15 protein-coding genes are annotated in these 14,884 nt (G+C 70.0%); 3 read left to right on the top strand and 12 right to left on the bottom strand.

The annotated features are described in order from the left end of the window. The 10 genes from addB to uraH all read right to left on the bottom strand — a co-directional run. Positions 1-2,055, bottom strand: a 2,055-nt coding sequence (gene addB, locus ICN82_RS19160) for a double-strand break repair protein AddB (RefSeq protein WP_193186271.1), incomplete at its 3' end; no start/stop codon positions are given. Next, complete coding sequence (locus tag ICN82_RS19155) at positions 2,048-2,737, bottom strand: nucleotidyltransferase family protein (RefSeq protein WP_193186268.1); 690 nt, start codon at positions 2,735-2,737, stop codon at positions 2,048-2,050. The genes ICN82_RS19155 and addB, both read right to left, overlap by 8 nt. Next, a complete protein-coding gene (locus tag ICN82_RS19150) occupies positions 2,713-3,729 on the bottom strand; it encodes an aminoglycoside phosphotransferase family protein (protein ID WP_193186265.1) in 1,017 nt (338 codons plus the stop codon). The genes ICN82_RS19155 and ICN82_RS19150 overlap by 25 nt, the downstream gene beginning before the upstream one ends. Beyond that, entirely contained in the window at positions 3,719-4,225 is a 507-nt protein-coding gene (gene tsaE / locus ICN82_RS19145) for a tRNA (adenosine(37)-N6)-threonylcarbamoyltransferase complex ATPase subunit type 1 TsaE (protein WP_193186262.1), read from the bottom strand. Before tsaE ends, ICN82_RS19150 begins: the two co-directional genes overlap by 11 nt. Before the next feature lie 57 nt (positions 4,226-4,282). After that, on the bottom strand, positions 4,283-4,753 hold the full coding sequence (gene nusB, locus ICN82_RS19140) for a transcription antitermination factor NusB (protein ID WP_193186259.1): 471 nt from the start codon (positions 4,751-4,753) through the stop codon (positions 4,283-4,285). Then, entirely contained in the window at positions 4,750-5,262 is a 513-nt protein-coding gene (locus tag ICN82_RS19135; protein ID WP_193186256.1) for a 6,7-dimethyl-8-ribityllumazine synthase, read from the bottom strand. The genes nusB and ICN82_RS19135 overlap by 4 nt, the downstream gene beginning before the upstream one ends. Before the next feature lie 96 nt (positions 5,263-5,358). Further along, complete coding sequence (locus ICN82_RS19130) at positions 5,359-5,940, bottom strand: papain-like cysteine protease family protein (protein ID WP_193186253.1); 582 nt, start codon at positions 5,938-5,940, stop codon at positions 5,359-5,361. 91 nt (positions 5,941-6,031) lie between these two features. After that, positions 6,032-7,132 (bottom strand): 3,4-dihydroxy-2-butanone-4-phosphate synthase, encoded by a 1,101-nt coding sequence (gene ribB / locus ICN82_RS19125; protein WP_193186251.1) that lies wholly within the window; start codon positions 7,130-7,132, stop codon positions 6,032-6,034. 142 nt (positions 7,133-7,274) lie between these two features. Continuing rightward, positions 7,275-8,432 carry an FAD-dependent urate hydroxylase HpxO gene (gene hpxO, locus ICN82_RS19120; RefSeq protein ID WP_193186249.1) on the bottom strand — a complete coding sequence of 386 codons (1,158 nt, stop codon included), beginning with the start codon at positions 8,430-8,432 and terminating at the stop codon, positions 7,275-7,277. A 45-nt stretch (positions 8,433-8,477) separates the two neighbouring features. Continuing rightward, the gene (uraH, locus tag ICN82_RS19115) at positions 8,478-8,834 is read right to left on the bottom strand and encodes a hydroxyisourate hydrolase (protein ID WP_193186246.1); all 357 of its coding nucleotides are present in this window, start codon (positions 8,832-8,834) and stop codon (positions 8,478-8,480) included. Positions 8,835-9,007: 173 nt separating this feature from the next. Here uraH and ICN82_RS19110 point away from each other — a divergent pair, with 173 nt between their 5' ends. Then, complete coding sequence (locus tag ICN82_RS19110) at positions 9,008-10,420, top strand: uracil-xanthine permease family protein (protein ID WP_193186243.1); 1,413 nt, start codon at positions 9,008-9,010, stop codon at positions 10,418-10,420. A 106-nt stretch (positions 10,421-10,526) separates the two neighbouring features. Here the strand turns inward: ICN82_RS19110 and ICN82_RS19105 are convergent, their stop codons facing one another. Beyond that, positions 10,527-11,081 (bottom strand): ActR/PrrA/RegA family redox response regulator transcription factor, encoded by a 555-nt coding sequence (locus tag ICN82_RS19105; protein ID WP_193186240.1) that lies wholly within the window; start codon positions 11,079-11,081, stop codon positions 10,527-10,529. 62 nt (positions 11,082-11,143) lie between these two features. Beyond that, complete coding sequence (locus ICN82_RS19100; RefSeq protein WP_193186237.1) at positions 11,144-11,794, bottom strand: SCO family protein; 651 nt, start codon at positions 11,792-11,794, stop codon at positions 11,144-11,146. Positions 11,795-11,880: 86 nt separating this feature from the next. Here ICN82_RS19100 and regB point away from each other — a divergent pair, with 86 nt between their 5' ends. Both regB and ICN82_RS19090 read left to right on the top strand, forming a co-directional pair. Further along, positions 11,881-13,269, top strand: coding sequence for a sensor histidine kinase RegB (gene regB / locus ICN82_RS19095; RefSeq protein ID WP_193186235.1), 1,389 nt, complete (start codon positions 11,881-11,883; stop codon positions 13,267-13,269). Positions 13,270-13,388: 119 nt separating this feature from the next. Beyond that, the coding region (locus tag ICN82_RS19090; RefSeq protein WP_193186232.1) for a PAS-domain containing protein at positions 13,389-14,884 on the top strand (1,496 nt) is incomplete at its 3' end.

The following is a 14,884-nucleotide window of genomic DNA, read 5'->3' as shown; positions in this document are numbered from 1 at the left end:
GTCGAGCGCCCCGGCCAGCGCGCAGATCTCGTCGCCGCGCTCGCGCATCGCCGCCAGCGCCGCGGGACCGCCCTGGTCCGGCAGCCCCTCCAGAAGGTTGGTCAGCCGGTTCAGCCAGCGCGAGGGCACGGCATCCGCCTCGGCCGAGCGCCGCGCGCGGGCCAGCACCACCTGCGGCGCGCCTGCCGCCTGCTGGAAGTCATGCGCGGCCAGCCCGATGCGCCGTTCGGGCAGAAGCAGCCCCGCGGCCTTCCTCATCGCGCGGTTCAGCCAGGGATCGGGCTCGGGCTGTTCGGGCCAGACGCCGTCATTCAGCCCCGCCAGGATCACCAGCTCGGCGCCCTGTACGCGGGCCTCCAGCGTGCCCCAGATCATCACCCCGGGATGCGGCAGGGCGGGGTCGCGGACCTCCTCGGACATCGAGCCGCGCAGCACCGAATTGAAGGTCACCACGTCCAGATCGCCGCCATGGCCTGCATCGGTCTCCAGCGCGGTCATCGCCTTCAGCGCCGCCTCGCCGTCGCGCCCGTCCCAGAGCGGCACGCCGCTTTCGGCGAAGGCGCCGCGGGCCAGCCGTTCGACCCGCGCGCGCAGATCGGCGATGTGATCCTCCAGCGGCCGCGTGCCCACCGGTTCCAGCCCGTCCAGGCAATCGGCCACCCAGGCGGCCCATTGCGCCGCCTCGGCATCCTCGCGCGAGGCGGCCCATTCGGTCAGCGATGCCCGGTCGGGAAAGGCCGGGCCGCGGCGGCGCAGCCGCAGTTCCAGCTCGCGCGTCAGGCGCAGATGCGGGCCGCGGCGCGAGCCGATGCCGACATGCGGGTTCTTCAGGATCACCACCAGGTCCTCGGCGGTCAGCCGCTGGCCCATCAGCCCGGCGATCATCCGGATCAGCCGCCCCGTGGCGGTCTGGCCCAGCGGCTCGCCCGCGCTGTCATCCGGCTCGATCCCCCAGCGGTCGAGCGCGGCGGCCACGCGCCGGGTCAGCATCCGGTCGGGAGAGATCAGCGCGGCGGGCGTGCCCTCCTCGGCGGCGCGGCGCAGCACCACGGCCACGGCATCGGCCTCGGCGCGGGGATCGGCCGCCTCCAGCAGCGTCAGGTTGCGCGTGGCCGCGCCCAGGTCGCCTAGGCCGGGCCCGTCGCGCATCCAGCCATCGGTGACCGGCGCCGGGCGCAGCGCCATGGAGATCAGCCGGTTGCGCGCGGGATCCGGTGCCCCCGCCCCGGGCAGCCATGGCTGCACCTCGCCGGGGGTCAGGCCGAGATCGCGCAGCAGCAGAGCGAAGCGGTATTGCGGATGGTCCTCCTGCCGCTCGGGCGCGGTCAGGGTCGTCCAGATGCCATGCGGCATGTCATGGTCGAAGCCCGGCAGGATCAGCCCGCCCGCAGGCAGCCGCGCCACCGCCTGCATCAGCAGATGGGTCGTGCCGCGCGAGCCGGTGGAGCCCGCGACATAGACCGGATCGCGGGGCGGCGCCGCCTGCCACAGGCGGATCAGCGCCTCCGCCTCGGCGCGGGCGCGGGCGGCAGGATCGGCCATCGGGTCGGACAGGCCCAGATCCAGCACGATCTTCAGGAAGGCCATCGCCCGCTGCCAGTGGCCCGAGGCATCGGCGACATCGAGGTTCAGGATCGTGTCGATCGGCACGCCCTCCACCTGCGCCTCGTCCATCAGGTTGGCCAGCCCGCCCGCCAGGTCGAAGGCCGCGGAGGGCGGGGCAAGATCCGGCTGGGCCGCGATCAGCGCCGAGGTCAGCCGCGTCAGCTGCAGCTGGCGCGCCAGCTGGGACTGGGCCGGGGCGCCATGGCGGATCAGCCCGGCGCCCGCCTCGGTGACCAGCCGCAGCCGCGGCAGGAAGCCGGGGCCGGAGGCATGGAACAGATCCTCGATCCGGCGCTTCATCCGCTGGGTGTTGACGTAGACGGTGACGCGGGCGATGGCCTCGGGCGGCTGCCCGTCCAGGCGCTGCCGCAGCCCCGCGACCAGCGCGGCCGGAAAGTCCTGGCCCGGGGCCAGCGAGTAGACGCGGGGGGCGGCGGCAGGTTCAGGCATCGGCCAGCATGTCCTCCGCCTGCGCGATACCGCCGGGATGGCCGACATCGCACCAGCGCCCGGGATGGATCACGCCGTAAAGCCGCCCGGCGGCCAGTGCCGCATCCCAGGCGCGCTTGACCGAGAAGGCGGCGTCGGGGCAGTCGGCCACCGGCGCGGTGGCGAGGATCTGCGCGCCGGTATAGGCCAGTTCGGGCGCCCAGCTCAGCCGCCCCGCCGCATCCATGGCGAAACCCGATTTCAGCGCATGGCCCACCGCCCGTTCCGGCGGGCACAGCAGCAGCAGCGCATCCATCCGCTCCGGGTCCCAGGCCCCGGCCAGCGTCGCCATGGCCAGCGGCCCGGTCCAGACCGCGTCGGTATTCATGGCGAAGACCGCTTCCGGCCTGCCCAGAAGCGGCAGCGCCGCCTTCAGCCCGCCGCCCGTGTCAAGGATGCCGTCCCGCTCCTGCGAAAGCAGGAGCCTCCGGCTGGCCGCCGCCGCCGCGATCTGCTCGGCCAGGTAATGCGCGTTCACCGCGCGCCGGGTGATCTGGGGGATGGCGCATTGCCCCAGCGCATGGTCGAGGAGCGGCTTGCCCGCCACCTCGATCAGGGGTTTGGGCCGCGTATCGGTCAGCGGCCGCATCCGCGTGCCGAAACCGGCCGCGAAGAGCATCACAGAGTCGGGACGGTTCCGCATCGGGCCTTCAGCTCCTCCAGCCTGGTCGGGGTCGGTTGGGGCAGGGCGTGGCGCACGATGTCGTACAGCCCCGCCAGCGAGGGATGGGCGAGATCGGTCATCAGATGATCCCAGACCCGCGGGATCAGGTCCACGTAATGCGGCTTGCCGAAATGCAGCGACAGCCGCGCGAAGACGCCGATGATGCGCAGGTTGCGCTGCGCGCCCATCGCGGCATAGGCGGTGGCAAAGGTTTCGGGATCGGCGCCGGTCAGCGCCAGGTAATGCGCCTTCGCCGCCGCCACGGTCGCGGGCGACACGTCGCGGCGGGCATCCTCCAGCAGCGAGACGAGGTCATAGGCCGGATGGCCCGCCGCCGCGTCCTGGAAATCCAGGAGCCCGACGCGGGCCGCGCCCGCGCGTTCCGGCAGCCAGAGCAGGTTTTCCGCATGATAGTCGCGCTGCACCAGCACGCGCGGCCCGTCATGCGGGGCCAGCGCGGCGCGCAGCGCCTCCGCCAGGGCGGCGCGGGTCGCGGGATCGGCGCCGCGGTCGCCGCCATGCAGGTACCAGTCCAGCGCCAGCGCGCCCAGATCGGGCATGGTGGTGCTGTCATAGGGCATCAGCCCCGCCGGGGCCGCATGGCGCGACAGTTCGGCCAGCACCTCGATCGCGGCCAGGTAGAGCGGTTCCTCGCAGGCGGGATCGGCGGCGGCCAGCCGGGCGAATAGCCCGTCGCCCAGATCCTCGATCAGCAGCAATCCGCGCGCCTCCTCCGCGGCCAGGATCGCGGGCGCCGACAGGCCCAGCCCCGACAGGTGCCTTGCGATGGCCAGGAAGGGGCGGACATCCTCGCCGCGTTCGGGCGGGGCATCCATCAGCACGGCGCGTCGGCCATCGGGGGCGGCGACGCGGGAATAGCGCCGGTTGGAGGCATCGCCGGCCAGCGGGTGCAGCATCGCCGCCCCCCAGCCTGCGGCATCGAGGAAGTCGCGGAAGGGATCAGTCTGCATGCGGGATCTCGGCAAGAAGGCTCAGGCGCGGCGACCAGCGGTCATCGCTCCAGGTGACGGTCAGATTGCGCGCCTCGCCCTGCGGGTCGGGGGCGAAATCCAGCGACAGCGCGGTGCAGGGCAGGTCGCCGCCCAGCCGGTCGGGCCATTCCACGAGGCACAGCGCCTCCTCGAAGGCCGCGTCCAGCCCCAGCTCCAGCACCTCGTCGGCATGGGTCAGCCGGTAGAGGTCGCAATGCCAGATCTCGACCCCGGCCGCATCGTAGCTCTGCACCAGCGTGAAGGTGGGCGAGGGCACGTCCTCGTCGCGGCCCTCCCGGGCGAGAAGATGCTTGATCAGCGCGCGCGCGAAGGTGCTCTTGCCCGCGCCGACCGGCCCGGACAGGGCCAGCACGTCGCCCGCGCCCAGCAGGGGGGCAAGGCGCCGGGCCAGCGCGGCGGTTGCCTCGGCCGTCTGCAGGCGCAGGCGCGCGGAAAGGGGCGGAATGGGTGACATGGGCGCGACTATGGTCGGGCGCGCGGGCGGGCTCAAGGGGGCAGGACGCGCCTGCGCTCAGAACGCCTCGGGCCGGGCCTCGCGCGCCATGTGATCGAGCACCGCATTGACGAAGCGGGACTCCTTGCCGTCGGGGAAGAAGGCCTGGGTGATCTGCACGTATTCGACGATCACCACCCTGGGCGGCGTGTCGGCAACGGTCAGCTCGGCGCCCGCGACCCGGAACAGCGCCCGCAGCGTCGGGTCGATCCGGTCGATCGGCCACTTGGCGACCAGCGCCCGGTCGGTCATCTTGTCGATGCCGCCCTGGTTGTCGACGGCGCCGTTGACCAGCGTGCGGAAGACCTTCACATCGGCCTCCTGCATCGCGTAATCCTCGAATTCCTCGCCGAAGCGGTGATCGGCGAATTCCTTGATGATCTGGCCGATCGGCGCGTCCGACTGCTCCATCTGGAACAGGGCCTGCACGGCGAAGAACCGCGCGGCCGAGCGCAGGGCGCGTTTCTGGTTTCCCGACAGCCCGGTCATGACAGGTCCCCCCCGGCCTTGAAGCCGATGCCCTTGGCGGCGGGGGCGAATTTGCGGGTCAGCGCGATCAGGTGCAGCGCGGCCGCGGCGGCGCCGCCGCCCTTGTTCTGCCCCTGCGCATCGGCGCGGACGATGGCCTGGTCCAGGTTCTCGACCGTCAGGATGCCGTTGCCGATGCAGGCGCCTTCGAGGCCCAGAAGCTGCAGCGCGCGCGAGCTGTCGTTGCAGACGGTGTCGTAATGGGTGGTCTCGCCGCGGATGACGCAGCCAAGCGCCACGAACCCGTCGAAATCGGCCTGGCGATAGGCGATGCGGATCGCGGTCGGGATCTCCAGCGCACCGGGCACCTCCACCGTCTCGTGGGTGGCGCCCGCAGCTTCCAGTTCGGCCCGCGCCCCCGCCAGCTGCGCGTCGGCGATCTCCTTGTAATAGGGAGAAACCACGATCAGCACCTTCGGAGCCTCGTCGAATTCCGGGCGCGGCAGGGTGTAATGGGTAATGCTGGCCATGAAACTGGCTCCTCAGAGAGTTCGGAATGGCCACCTACCGCCATGCGCCGCAAAGCACAAGGGTTTCGTCCCCTTGCGGGAGGCCGGGCAGGGCGCTCAGGTGAAGGCCATGTTGGCGATCCCCTGGGCCTGTCCCAGCAGGGCGAAGCTCTGGCCGATGGTCTTCCTGGCGTAGCAGATCCAGCCGATCTTCGGGCCCAGCGTGGCAAAGCCCTCCTCGTGCAGCGCGTCGCCGCGCAGCGGGTCCTTGTAGCTCAGCACCGGCGTGGCCGCCTGCGCATCGCCCCCGACCAGCAGGATGAAATGCCCCACGAAGGATCCCGCATGCCCGACGCCCTTGCCGCTGGCGATGATCGGCCCGTTGCTGCGCATCCGCTCGACATAGCCCTCCGCGTCGCCGGGCAGGTAGTCGGGGGCCTTGAGGAGCCGGCCGAAATGTTCGAAATCCGTCTCGGGATCATAGCCGATCAGCGATTTCAGGGGATTGCCCGGACTGGGCAGGGTCACGCCCTCGGCCGTGATCCCCGTGGCCCTGAAATAGTGCCATTTCAGCAGCGCCTTCAGCGCGTAGCGCCCGCAGGTCGGATCGATGGCGATATTGGGCAGGAAGCTGGCGGCGGTGCGCTTCGACAGGCGCTGGTCGTGCATCGTCGGCACGGGGTCGAGAAGGAAGGCCATGGCGCGGAACCTCGACGCAGGGATGGCGCCGATCCTGCGCGGCGCCGTCCCCTGCGTCAAGGCGGGGCATTTCGCCCCGCGCCCGGCCGGATCAGTCGCGGATCCGGCGGGTATCGGTGATCGACAGGCCGTAGGCGTCCAGCCCCACGATCCGCGGCTTGGGCGAGTTGGTCAGCAGGATCAGCTCGTGCAGGCCCAGCGAGCTGAGGATCTGCGCGCCCAGCCCGTAGCGGCGCAGCGTGGCGGGGCTTGCCGCATCCTCGGTGGCCAGTTTCAGCGTCGTGTCGCGGATCAGCACCAGCACGCCGCGGCCTTCCTCGGCGATCTGCGCCATGGCGCGCTGGAACTCGCTGCTGCGCCCGGCCTCGCCGATGCCGACGATATCCTGCATCGGGTCCAGCGTGTGCATCCGCACCAGCACCGGGGCGCCGTCGGTCACGTCGCCCTTGACCAGGGCGATATGCTCGTCGCCATGGGACTGGTCGGTATAGATGCGCATCGACCATTCGCCGCCGAATTCCGAGGCGATGACCCGTTCCTCGGTGCATTTCACCAGGTTGTCGTGGCGGCGGCGATAGGCGATCAGGTCGGAAATCGTGCCGATCTTCAGATTGTGCAGCTGCGCGAAGGACACCAGGTCGGGCAGGCGCGCCATGGACCCGTCTTCCTTCATGATCTCGCAGATCACGCCGGAGGCGTTCAGTCCGGCCAGGCGCGAGACGTCCACCGCCGCCTCGGTATGGCCCGCGCGCACCAGCACGCCGCCGTCGCGGGCGCGCAGCGGGAAGATGTGGCCGGGGGTGGCGATATCGGCGCCGGTCTTGGACGGGTCGATGGCCACGGCCACGGTGCGCGCGCGGTCATAGGCGGAAATGCCGGTGGTCACGCCCTCGCGCGCCTCGATCGAGACGGTGAAGGCGGTTTCGTGGCGCGACGAGTTCTGCGAGGCCATCAGCGGCAGGCCGAGCGCGTCGATCCGGTCGCCGGGGAGGCTCAGGCAGATCAGGCCGCGGCCATGGGTGGCCATGAAATTGATCGCCTCGGGGGTCGCCATCTGTGCGGGTATGACCAGGTCGCCCTCGTTCTCGCGGTCCTCGTGATCGACGAGGATGAACATCCGACCGTTGCGCGCGTCGTCGATGATCTCCTCGATCGGAGAGATGGCGCTCTCGTATCCGTCCGCTTCCGACATTGCGCGACTCCTGTGGCTTGCCCGTGGGCCGCCCGGTTAGCGCAACGCGGGGGCTTTGGCCAGAGCCGAGACGGCGGCGGGCCTGTGCGCTGCCGCGCAGCGCGGGCGGGGCGGGGGCGGGACGCGCCGCCCCCGTCCGGGGTCAGCCCAGCGGGTTGCCCTCGATATTCGAGATGATCCCGCGCATGACCTTCGTGCCGTCCTCGCGGCGCAGTTCGTCATACCAGTCGCGGGTCTTCTGCGGGTCCGCGGCGTGGGTCACGTCGCAGCGCTTGCGCGCGCGCATCACCAGGTCGGCGGCCCGTCCGCTGCGCCGCGCCTGGTAGCGGCCGAGCGCATCCTCCACCCCCAGCGTGTTGGTCTGCAGCGCGATCGCCAGCACCACCGCATCCTCCATCGCCAGGCAGCCGCCCTGGCCGATATCGGGGGTGGTGTTGTGGGCGCTGTCGCCCAAGAGCGCGATGCGGCCCTTCACCCAGGTATGGAACGGGTCGATGTCGTGGATCTCCACCCGGTTGGTGCGCTCGGGGTCGATGGCCGCGATCAGCCGCTGCACCGGCTCCGCCCAGCCGTCGAAATGGGCGCGCAGCGTGTCGCGGAACGCCTCGCGCGGGACCGTTTCGCCGGGCTCCCCGGGCGTGTCGAAGAAGAAGTAGAACCGGCCGTCGGATATCGGCATCAGCGACACCCGCTTGCCCTCGCCCACGAAGACGGTCCACTGGTCGTCGGGGGCCAGATCGGCCGAGACCGGCACCAGCCCGTTCCAGTTCACATAGCCTGCATAGCGCCGCTCGGGCGCGGCGCCCAGGACATGGGTGCGCACGACCGAGCGCGCCCCGTCCGCCCCGATCAGCAGATCGGCGGTGTCGGTCGTGCCATCCTCCAGCGTGGCAATGACGGTGTCGCCGTCCTGCGCCACCTCCGTCACCTGCCGTCCCAGATGCAGATGCGTGTCCCCGAAGGCCTCCATCAGCATCATCTGCAGCTCCGCGCGCGAGACCGGGTAGGGGCGCTGCCCGACCTCCGCGACCAGCGGCGCGAAGCTGAACCGCGTCATGGTCGTGCCGTCGAGCCCGTCGATATAGGCCATGTTGTCCATGCGCCCGCCCAGCTTCGCCACTTCGGCGCCCAGGCCCAGGTAGTTGAGGCATTTCACCCCGTTCGACCAAACCGAGATCGCCGCGCCCACCGGCTTCACCTCGGTCACGCGTTCGTAGATCGTCACGTCCCAGCCGGTGCGGCGCAGCGCGATCCCCGCGCTCAGCCCGCCGATGCCCGCGCCCACGATGATTGCCTTCATCCTGCCATTCCCCGTATCTGTGTTGCTTGCCACGGTGCGCGCTGCTCAGCTGCCGCGATAGGTCGAGTAGCCATAGGGCGACAGCAGCAGCGGCACGTGGTAATGCGCCTGCGCATCGGCGATGCCGAACCGGATCGGCACGACATCGAGAAACAGCGGCGTTTCCGTGGCCAGACCGGCATCGCGCAGGTAATCGCCCGCCATGAATTCCAGCTCGTACTCGCCGGGGGCAAAGCTCTGCTGCGGCAGGATCGGCGTGTCGGTGCGCCCGTCGGCATTGGTATGCATCGCCGCCAGCAATTCGCGCCCGGCAGGCTCCAGCCGGTAGAGCACGATCTTCAGCCCCGCTGCCGGGCAGCCGCGCGCCGTGTCCAGGACATGGGTGGTCAGGTATCCGTTCATTCCTGCCTCTTCATTAGGCGAGCCCGAGTAAAGGTCAGGCAATTCCTGTTTCGTTCGATGCCTTCCGCCCGGTCCGGGCCCGAAGCCACCTTACTGCACGGGCACAATTCCCCATCGACTACTCCCCGACAAGAGGATGCCGCCCAGCAACCGCCGGAAAGAGGACCCCCGCAATGAGTGACCAATCCATAGGCACTGCCGCGCAATTGCGCGACCCCGATTACATGCCGCCCCTGGCAAAGGCCATCCCGCTGGGCATCCAGCACGTGCTGTCGATGTTCGTCTCGAACGTCACCCCCGCGATCATCGTGGCAGGGGCGGCGGGGTTCGGCTTCGGCTCGGGCTCGCCCGACTTCCCCGAACTGCTCTACCTGATCCAGATGGCGATGCTCTTCGCCGGGGTGGCGACGCTGCTGCAGACCCTCTCCATCGGGCCGGTGGGGGCGAAGCTGCCGATCGTGCAGGGCACGTCCTTCGCTTTCCTGCCGATCATGATCCCGCTGGTGGCGGGCAAGGGGGTGGACGGGCTGGCGGCGCTGTTCACCGGGGCGCTGATCGGCGGGCTGTTCCATTTCTGCCTGGGCTTCTTCATCGGGCGCATCCGCTTCGCCCTGCCGCCCCTGGTGACCGGGCTCGTGGTGCTGATGATCGGACTGGCGCTGGTGCAGGTCGGCATCCAGTACGCCGCGGGCGGCGTGCCGCTGAAGGGGACGCCGGATTACGGCAGCCTGGCGCACTGGTCGGCGGCCTTGGTCGTGGTGCTGGTGACGCTGGGGGTGAAGTTCTTCACCCGCGGGATCCTGTCGATCTCGGCGGTGCTGCTCGGGCTGGTGGCGGGCTATCTCTATGCGATGCTGATCGGCACGCTGCCGCCGGCCTCCATCGCGGCCAGCTGGCAGAATGCGGCCGTCTTCGCGCTGCCCGATCCGTTCCGCTACGGGATGGAGCTCAGCATCGCGGCGGTGGTCGGTTTCTGCCTCATGGCCGTGGTTTCGGCGATCGAGACGGTGGGCGATGTCTCGGGCATCGCCAAGGGCGGGGCCGATCGCGAGGCGACCGAGGCCGAGATCACCGGCGCGACCTTCGCCGACGGGGCGGGCACGGCTCTGGCGGCGGTGTTCGGCTCGCTGCCCAATACCTCGTTCTCGCAGAATGTCGGGCTGATCGCCATGACCGGCGTGATGAGCCGCCATATCGTGACCATCGGCGCGCTGTTCCTGATCCTGTGCGGGCTGGTGCCCAAGGTCGGCGCGCTGATCCGCACCATCCCGATCGAGGTGCTGGGCGGCGGCGTGATCGTCATGTTCGGCATGGTCGTGGCCTCCGGCATCTCGATGCTCTCGGCGGTCACCTGGGACAAGCGCAACATGGTGATCTTCGCCATCTCGCTGTCGCTGGGACTGGGGCTGCAGCTGGAGCCCCAGGCGCTGCAGCACCTGCCGTCGACCTTGTCCATCCTGCTGACCTCGGGGCTTCTGCCCGCCGCGGGACTGGCCATCGTGCTGAACCTCGTCCTGCCCGATCCGCTCAGCGAGGGAAGCACCGACGAGATCTCGGGCGGGCTTTCGGCCCCCGGCAAGTCCTAGGCGCCGTCCCGCCCCGGCGCCGCAGGCAGCCGGGGCCCCCGCAACGGCAAAAAGGCAGGGACCGCGCGGTCCCTGCCTTTTTTCATGCCCCGGGGCGCGAGGGGGATCAGCGCGGGCTGCGCTTGGCCAGGATCCGCTGCAGCGTGCGGCGATGCATGTTCAGCCGCCGCGCCGTTTCCGACACGTTGCGGTCGCACAGCTCGTAGACCCGCTGGATGTGTTCCCAGCGCACGCGGTCGGCGGACATCGGGTTCTCGGGCGGCGGCGGCAGCTCGTCGCGCGTGGCCAGGAGCGCCGAGGTGATGTCATTGGCATCGGCCGGTTTCGACAGGTAGTCGGTGGCGCCGATCTTGACCGCGGCCACGGCCGTGGCGATGGCGCCATAGCCGGTCAGCACCACGACCCGGCAATCGGGCCGCTTCTCGCGCAGCACCTCGACCACATCCAGCCCGTTGCCGTCCTCGAGCCGCAGATCCACCACCGCGAAGGCCGGGGGGCGGGCCGTGGCGATGGCCTTGCCCGCGGCCACGGAGCCGGCGCATTCGGGTTCGAAGCCGCGTTTCTCCATCGCGCGCGACAGCCGCTTCAGGAAGGGCTCGTCATCGTCAACCAGGAGCAGGCTCTTGTCCTCGCCGATCTCCTGCATCTCCGCTTCGGCCATGGAATTCTCCGTTCTCGAATTTTTCCAACCTCTAGGACACCCGGTCCCGGAGGTCAATTTGGTCACATCCGATCCGCAAAGCAGGCCGTCCGCGCGGCCACATCCTCCGCCAGCGCGGTTCCGGCGGCGAAATCGGGATGCCGGAACACCTCCGCCACGCCATGTCCGGGCAATACCAGATAGGTAAAAGTGGAATGATCGACGAGGTACCAGGGGTTCTCCGCCCGGTCCCCGTGGAGCCGGAAATAGGTGCGGTAGGCCCGGCTGGCGGCCGTCACCTGATCCTCGCTGCCGGTCAATCCGATGGTGCGTTCGCTGAAATTCTGTGCAAACGCCCCCACGACGGCAGGCGTGTCGCGCCCAGGATCGATGGAGATGAAGACCGGCACCGTCTCGATCCCCTGTCCGGCCAGGATCTCGGCGGCCTCGGCATTGCGCTGCATGTCCAGCGGGCAGACATCGGGGCAGAAGGTATAGCCGAAATAGACCAGCGCCGGCTTCGTGATCACATCGGCTTCCGTGACGGTCCGTCCGGCGGCATCGACCAGCGTGAAGGGCCCGCCGACATCGCCCATCCCCCCGGCCACGGCCGTGTCGCGGCAGGCGGCGAAGCGGTCGCCGCCGCGATCCGCCAGAAACACATAGCCCGCCGTGGCCGCGATCACGGCCCCCATCGCGGTTGCGGCAAGCAGGGCGGCGAGGCGGGGGGACATGGCACAACTCCTTTGCACTCCGTCCGCATCCCATATAGAGAGACGCACCAGCGACCAAGAGGGAACCGGCCAGGCCAAGACGCGACATGGAAGATCCTGCCCTCGATCCGTTCAACCCGGCCGCCCGCACCCACTGGATCAGGCTGCGCACCCTGGTGGTGCTGCGCTGGATCGCGGTTGTCGGCCAGCTGGCCGCGATCACCATCGTCGACCGCTATTTCCATGTCGAGCTGGAGCTGGGCCTGTGCTACCTGGCGGTGGGCGCCTCCATCATCGCGAACCTCCTGGCGATCCTCGTTTTTCCGGAGAACAAGCGGCTGAGCGAGGGCGAGGTCGTGTCGATGCTGTTCTTCGACATCTCGCAGCTGGCCTTCCTTCTGTATCTCACCGGCGGGCTGCACAATCCCTTCGCGCTGCTGATCCTGGTGCCGGTGACGATCTCGGCCTCGGCGCTGACGCTGGGCTCGACGCTGTTTCTCGGGGCGATGTCCTGCACGCTGCTGACGCTGGTGGCGGTGTTCCATCTGCCGCTGCGCGGGGCCTCGGGGGAACTCGTCGACATGCCGGGCGATTTCATCCTGGGCTTCTGGCTGGCGCTGAATATCGGCATCGTCTTCCTGGCCGCCTATGCCCGGCGCATCAGCCTGGAGATCCATTCGATGTCCGAGGCGCTGCTGGCGACGCAGATGGCGCTGCTGCGCGAACAGAAGCTGACCGACCTGGGCGGGGTGGTGGCCGCCGCCGCGCATGAGCTGGGCACGCCGCTGGCGACGATCAAGCTGGTCAGCTCCGAGCTGGTGGGCGAACTGGAGGATCCCGACCTGAAAAGCGACGCGGAACTGATCCGCGACCAGGCCGATCGCTGCCGCGACATCCTGCGCTCGATGGGCCGGGCGGGCAAGGACGACAAGCACCTGCTGACCGCGCCGCTGGACACGGTGATCCGCGAGGCGGCGGAGCCGCACATGGCGCGCGGCAAGCAGGTGCATTTCCAGGTCGCCCCCTCCACCGGCGGCGACAGTGAGCAGCCGGTGATCTACCGCAAGCCCGAGATCATCCACGGGCTGCGCAACCTCGCCCAGAACGCCGTGGATTTCGCCGAGGGCCATATCTGGGTCGATGCCAACTGGACGGCGGACAGCATCCTGATCCGCATCGCCGATGACGGGGCGGGGTTCCAGCCGCAGGTGATCGGGCGGCTGGGCGACCCGTTCCTGCGCCGCCGCAAATCGGCCGAGGACCGGGCCCGCCGGCCTGAATACGAGGGCATGGGGCTGGGCCTGTTCATCGCCAAGACCTTGCTGGAACGGTCGGGCGGGGTGGTGCGCTTTCTCAACGGGCGCGATGTCCATCCCGGCAGCCTTCCGGGGCGGGGCCAGCGCAGCGGCGCCATCATCGAGGTCACCTGGCCGATGGACCGGCTGACCCGCGCCGATCGCGGTGCGCTCGGCGAGAACGAGCAGATCCGCGCCTGAGATCCTCCGTGGCTGTCCCGCAGGCGCGGAGCCCCGCAGGCAGATGACATGCAGAAGTTAATCCTCCGTTAACCATTTGGCGGCACCTCTGGGGGGAGTTGGCAAGCGGATGGCGCGACATGGATCTGTTCCCGGGCGGCCTGGCGATTGTGACGGTCGGTCTGGCCTCGGCCATGGCCGGGCTGGGGATGCTGCGCTTCCTTTCCGGCCGGGCGGCCGATGACGGGTCCGCGGCGCCTGCGCGTCCCGGCGCCGCGGCGGAGGGCGTGGTCTACCTGTTTCGCGACCGCGCCCTGGTCGATGCCACCGGGCGGGCGCTGCGATTGCTGGCCGCGGGTCAGCCCGGCAGCGATGACTGGAGCCGTTTCCTGGCGACATATGCCTTCCGCTTCGACCGGCTCGACCGGCGCCTCGCCGAGATGGGCGAGGGCGACATGCTGGAGCTGTGCGAACGCGGCAGCGGTCCGTTGCTGCTGCGGGGCGAACGGACCGGCGACGTGCTGCGCATCGTGCTGGAGGAGCCCGGCGCGGAGGCCGCCGCGGCGGAGGACCCGCCGATCGAGAGGCAGGCGGTGCGGGCGATGGAGCTGGAGCTGGAGCTGCTGCGCGACGTGGCGGAAAACAGCCCCGTTCCGACCTGGCGCCAGCAGCGCGACGGCACGGTGATCTGGGCCAATCGCGCCTATCTGGACCAGGTCCAGCGCGATCACGGCGATGCCGCCCTGGCTTCCTGGCCGCCGCGGCCTCTGTTTCCGGGCCTGTCCTTCTCGCGATGGGAGGGGGCCGACGCGCCCCGCCGGATGTCCTCGCCCTCGCCGAAAGGGGGCGAGCCGGCCTGGTACGAGCTGCACGGACTTCCCGGGGACGGGGATTCCAAGCTGTGCTTCGCGGTGCCGATCGACCAGCTGGTCCAGGCCGAGGGGTCGCTGAAGGATTTCATCGGCACGCTGGGCAAGACCTTCGCGCAGCTGCCCATCGGCCTGGCGATCTTCGACTCCCACCGCCGGCTGGTGCTGTTCAACCCGGCGCTGATCGACCTGACCTGCCTGGCGGCGGACATGCTCAGCCGCCGTCCGACGCTGCATGCCTTCCTCGACGCGCTGCGCGAGAACCAGCGCATCCCCGAGCCGCGCGATTACAAGAGCTGGCGTCTGCGCATCGCCCGGCTGGAGGCCGCGGCGGAGGACGGGCGCTACAAGGAGACATGGACCCTGCCCACCGGACAGACCTTCCGCGTCACCGGCCAGCCCCATCCCGACGGCGCCGTCGCCTTCCTGTTCGAGGACATCTCCTCGGAGGTGTCGCTCAAGCGCCGCTTCCGCGCGGAAATCGACCTGGGGCAATCGGTGTTCAACACGCTGGAGCAGGCGATCGCGGTCTTCGATCCGGATGGCGGGCTGATCCTGTCGAATGCCGCCTATAACGACATGTGGCAGGTGCGGCCCGACATCGCCCTCTCCCGGATCGGCCTGCGCGACGCGATGCAGCACTGGGGACTGCCCCCGGAGGAGGAGGCGCTGCGCCGGGACATACGGGGCTTCGTGCTGGGCGAGGGGCCGCGCTGCAGCTTCTGCTTCCGGCTGACGGCCCCCGGCAGGGTCGCGGCGCAGGTCAC

Source organism: Mangrovicoccus algicola, assembly GCF_014903745.1.
In the GTDB taxonomy this organism is placed as follows: domain Bacteria; phylum Pseudomonadota; class Alphaproteobacteria; order Rhodobacterales; family Rhodobacteraceae; genus Mangrovicoccus; species Mangrovicoccus algicola.
The sequence above is the reverse complement of the archived record's forward strand: the minus strand, read 5'-3'. Positions and strand labels throughout refer to the sequence as shown.

Coding starts and splice junctions, on each gene's coding strand:
- ribB (WP_193186251.1), bottom strand. CDS start 7,132: ATGTCGGAAGCGGACGGATACGAGAGCGCCATCTCTCCGATCGAGGAG.
- ICN82_RS19155 (WP_193186268.1), bottom strand. CDS start 2,737: ATGCGGAACCGTCCCGACTCTGTGATGCTCTTCGCGGCCGGTTTCGGC.
- ICN82_RS19105 (WP_193186240.1), bottom strand. CDS start 11,081: ATGGCCGAAGCGGAGATGCAGGAGATCGGCGAGGACAAGAGCCTGCTC.
- ICN82_RS19110 (WP_193186243.1), top strand. CDS start 9,008: ATGAGTGACCAATCCATAGGCACTGCCGCGCAATTGCGCGACCCCGAT.
- regB (WP_193186235.1), top strand. CDS start 11,881: ATGGAAGATCCTGCCCTCGATCCGTTCAACCCGGCCGCCCGCACCCAC.
- ICN82_RS19135 (WP_193186256.1), bottom strand. CDS start 5,262: ATGGCCAGCATTACCCATTACACCCTGCCGCGCCCGGAATTCGACGAG.
- hpxO (WP_193186249.1), bottom strand. CDS start 8,432: ATGAAGGCAATCATCGTGGGCGCGGGCATCGGCGGGCTGAGCGCGGGG.
- nusB (WP_193186259.1), bottom strand. CDS start 4,753: ATGACCGGGCTGTCGGGAAACCAGAAACGCGCCCTGCGCTCGGCCGCG.
- ICN82_RS19150 (WP_193186265.1), bottom strand. CDS start 3,729: ATGCAGACTGATCCCTTCCGCGACTTCCTCGATGCCGCAGGCTGGGGG.
- uraH (WP_193186246.1), bottom strand. CDS start 8,834: ATGAACGGATACCTGACCACCCATGTCCTGGACACGGCGCGCGGCTGC.
- ICN82_RS19130 (WP_193186253.1), bottom strand. CDS start 5,940: ATGGCCTTCCTTCTCGACCCCGTGCCGACGATGCACGACCAGCGCCTG.
- ICN82_RS19100 (WP_193186237.1), bottom strand. CDS start 11,794: ATGTCCCCCCGCCTCGCCGCCCTGCTTGCCGCAACCGCGATGGGGGCC.
- tsaE (WP_193186262.1), bottom strand. CDS start 4,225: ATGTCACCCATTCCGCCCCTTTCCGCGCGCCTGCGCCTGCAGACGGCC.